Source organism: Rhodovulum sp., from assembly GCF_011048875.1.
Taxonomy (GTDB): domain Bacteria; phylum Pseudomonadota; class Alphaproteobacteria; order Rhodobacterales; family Rhodobacteraceae; genus Rhodovulum; species Rhodovulum tesquicola.
In genome coordinates, this window is record NZ_DSDD01000432.1 from 1 (window position 1) to 3795 (window position 3795).

A 3795-nucleotide genomic window follows, 5' to 3' on the forward strand; every position below is an offset into this window, starting at 1 on the left:
CGCAAATGGGCCGAAGCGGTGAAGGCCGCGCCGGTCCTTTACGGCAGCTTCACGCTGGTCACGGGGCTTGCGCTGGTGCTGACGCTTCTGCCGCCGTTGCAGGAACGGCCAAGCCGGCTTGGCGGCCATGACTGGGCGATCCTCTGGATGTTCACCCTCTCGATCCTCTACTCCATCCTCAAGAGCGGGGCGGTCTATACCTATTACTGGCAGCAATTCCTGCCGCTGGCCCCGCTGCTGGTCGCCGACATGCTTGCACGCAATCCCGGCCGGCTTGCCCTGCGCCGGGCGGGGCTCGGCCTTGTCGGGGCGGCGGTGGGGGCGGGGCTTGTCCAGACCGTGCCCGAGACGGTGCGCGTGCTGAGCGTGCCGGGCTACATGACGGCGCGCTACGACGTGCGCGCGGCGGCCGGGATGCTGCGCACCACGATGCAGCCCGGCGACCGGATCTGGGCGCTGGACCGGCATCTGATCCTGCTCTATCTTGACCAGCCCAGCCTGTCGCCGATCCTGGCCCATCCCAGCAACATCACCCGCCAGGCAATCCTGGAGCCGCTTGCGGCGCACGGCTATGTCGCGCCCGACGAGTTGCAGCGCGTGATGGCAAGCCTGCCCGAATTCATCGTCTCGAACGGGCATGGGCATCTGTTCTATTTCGACGACCAGTCCGTGATCGACAGCTATCTGGAGCGCAACTATCACCTGATCTTCGCCACGCCCCTCGTGACCGTCTACCGCCTGAATGCCGCTGCTCCCGCGCAATAGGGGTGCCGCATCGCGCCGGTTGCAATCGCGAAAGGCTTGGCCGATACCGGCTGCGGATGGCCCGTGCCACGTTCAGGACGCAATCGACCCTTAGATGCCCGGCCCGGCGGCCCGGCATGCCCCGATCCCGAAGGAGCTGACAGAACGACCATGCGAAAGGGTATCATTCTTGCGGGCGGGTCGGGAACGCGGCTCTACCCCATCACCATGGCGGTCTCCAAGCAGCTCCTGCCGCTCTATGACAAGCCGATGATCTATTACCCGCTTTCCGTGCTGATGCTGGCGGGCATCCGCGAGATCGCGATCATCACCACCCCCCGGGACCAGACGCAGTTCCAGCGGCTGATGGGGGATGGCGCGAAATGGGGGCTTTCCTTCACCTGGATCGAACAACCCTCGCCCGACGGTCTGGCCCAGGCCTATATCCTGGCCGAGGAGTTCCTGGCCGGGGCACCGTCGGCGATGGTGCTGGGCGACAACATCTTCTTCGGCCATGGCCTGCCCGAGATCCTGGCGCGCGCCGATGCCCGGGCCGAGGGCACGGTGTTCGGCTATCAGGTCACCGATCCCGAACGCTATGGCGTCATCACCTTCGACGACACGGGCACGAAAGCCCTCGAAATCATCGAGAAGCCCGAGCGCCCGGCCTCGGATTTCGCGGTGACGGGGCTTTACTTTCTTGACGGCACAGCCCCCGAACGGGCCAGGCGACTGACGCCCTCGGCCCGGGGTGAACTGGAGATTGCCGATCTGTTGCAGGACTATCTGTCCGAGGGGCGGCTGACGGTGGAACGGATGGGCCGCGGCTATGCCTGGCTCGATACCGGCACGCATGCAAGCCTGCTGGATGCAGGCAATTTCGTGCGCACGCTTCAGGAACGCCAGGGGCTTCAGATCAGCGCCCCCGAAGAGATCGCCTATAGCATGGGCTGGATCGACCGCGCCGCGCTGAAGGCGCATGCCGAGTTCTACCGCAAGACCTGCTACGGGGCATTTCTGGCCCGGTTGGCCGAGAACGGCTGAGAGACGGGCTCAGGGCGCCGCATCCTCTGGCCCGTCCTCTGACCCGTCCTGCGGCCCCACCGCCCTGGGGTCGATCAGCAGCGCCAGCACCCATCCGGCGACGAAACCGCCCAGATGGGTTTCCCAGGCCAGCTGCCCATGCATCGCCCACCAGAGCACCACGTTCAGCCCCACCAGCAGCAGCACCGCGCGCGCCACCGGCCAGAGCCGTTCGCGATGGGTGAAGCGATCGACATAGGCCCAGGCGAGGATCCCCCCCACCAGCCCGAACAGCGCCCCCGAGGCGCCGACCATGGGGCGCAGGTCCGAGGCGATGAGCGCGAAACCCGCCGCGCCGCCAAGGATCGAGCCGGCATAGAGAATCGCGAAGCCGCCCGCGCCGACCCGGTCCAGCACCGCGCGGCCCAGCGACCAGAGCGTGATCATGTTCACCACAAGATGTGCGGGCCCGCCATGCAGGAAGCCATAGGTCAGGAACATCGCATAGGGCTGCGCGGGATAGTTCGGTTTCCAGCCCTTCAGAAGGCCCGGCCAGAAGCCGGCGTAATCATAGGCGATCTGGCGCAGCCGGGGGGGGGCGATCAGCCCCGCATCGGCCAGCCACAGGGCCAGTTCGATCGCGCTGCAGGCCAGGATCAGCCCGAACAGAAGCAGGTTGCCTCGGCTCAGAACCGCCACCGGACCCTCTTTTCAACGCCGATGAAGACCTCGTCGGACCGGCTGTCGGACGCCCCTTCCTGCCGGGACAGCGTATGGGTGTAGCCGCCCAGCATGTCCCAGTCCCCGGCAAGCGCATGGCGATAGACCAGATCGAGCGTGATCTTGCGGGTATCCACCCCGGCCCCGCCCAGGAAATCGGTGTCGCGCAACCGGATGCCGGTCTGCAGGCTGGACAGCGGCGTCAATTCCTGCCGCCAGGACAGGGCGATCTGGCTGTTGAGCGCCTCCTCGCCGTCGGAATCGGTGGTGAAGGCCTGGTCCAGCGTGATTCCGAAGGATCCGCGCGGCAGATCCTGCGCCCAGCCCAGGCTGATGAGCGGGCGCAGATCGCCATCGCTGCCTTCGCTGACACCGACACCTGCCCGCAGCCTGCCCGCGCGCAGCTCCAGATCGCGGTCGATCCGGGCGGTGGTGCGCCGGCCCACCTCGTCGATATCCGAGACAAGGCTGCCCGACAGCGTGCCATTGGGGCGCTGTTCGGTCAGCGACAGCCGGTAGGCCAGCCCGTCCTCGACGCTGCGCGGGCCCGCGCCGCTTTCGACGACGCGGGTCCGGCCGAGGAAAAGCCCGGCCGTCAGCGTCTGCGTCACCGAAAGATCGAGCCCGGCGCCCAGGCTTTCGTTGCGGATGTCGCGCCCCGCCCCATCGCGGTCGGTCTCGGCGACCGAGGCACGCAGGCTGGCACGGATGCGCGGGTCGATATCGAAGCGCAGCGCCAGCGCGGCACTGGTGCGGTCCTCGTCCAGCAGCGAGGGATCGGAGGTTCCGGAATAGCGGCGCGTGCTGTAGCCCAGATCAAGGCTGCCGCCGAAGGGCGCATCGCGTCCGAAGACGAAACCGAGGCTGGTCGAAAGATCCTTGCGCGTGCCTTCGTCGAAGACCAGGACGTCCTGCCCGAACACATCCTCCTCGAACAGCGTGTCGACATCGGATTCGCGGTAGCGCAGCGACAGGTCGATCGCGCTCGATGCCGCCTCGTGGCCGAAGGTCAGGCGCAGGACCGGATCGGCGAGGGTGACGCCCGACTCGCCCTCCGCCCCAAGTTCCAGCCCGCCATCGAGGAAGAGACCGAAGGAGGGGTTGCGGGTCCGGCTGGTGAGCGCCAGCCCGATCCCGGTGGTGGCGTAGAAATCGTCATCCTCCCAGGTCAGGCGCTGCGAGAAACGCAGATCGGCGACAAGGCCGCCCGCTGCGTCCTGGGCAGGCGCCTGCTGGGCGCCCATGAAGACAAGGCCGACCGCGGCGAGCCCCGCTGTCAGACCGCGTGCCCAGAAACCGGTCATCGGA

The 3795-nt window shown here is 67.4% G+C and carries 4 protein-coding genes; 2 read left to right on the top strand and 2 right to left on the bottom strand.

Features of this window, described 5'->3' with window-relative positions; all coding sequences use genetic code 11:
• On the top strand, positions 1-765 hold a 765-nt coding region (locus ENN83_RS14735), incomplete at its 5' end, for a hypothetical protein (protein ID WP_287188249.1).
• 150 nt (positions 766-915) lie between these two features.
• On the top strand, positions 916-1788 hold the full coding sequence (gene rfbA, locus ENN83_RS14740; RefSeq protein ID WP_287188251.1) for a glucose-1-phosphate thymidylyltransferase RfbA: 873 nt from the start codon (positions 916-918) through the stop codon (positions 1786-1788).
• Between the two features lie 9 nt (positions 1789-1797).
• Here rfbA and ENN83_RS14745 read toward each other — a convergent pair whose 3' ends face one another.
• Entirely contained in the window at positions 1798-2466 is a 669-nt protein-coding gene (locus ENN83_RS14745; RefSeq protein ID WP_287188254.1) for a rhomboid family intramembrane serine protease, read from the bottom strand.
• A partial coding sequence (locus tag ENN83_RS14750; protein WP_287188256.1) for a hypothetical protein occupies positions 2454-3795 on the bottom strand: 1342 nt, incomplete at its 5' end. The genes ENN83_RS14750 and ENN83_RS14745, both read right to left, overlap by 13 nt.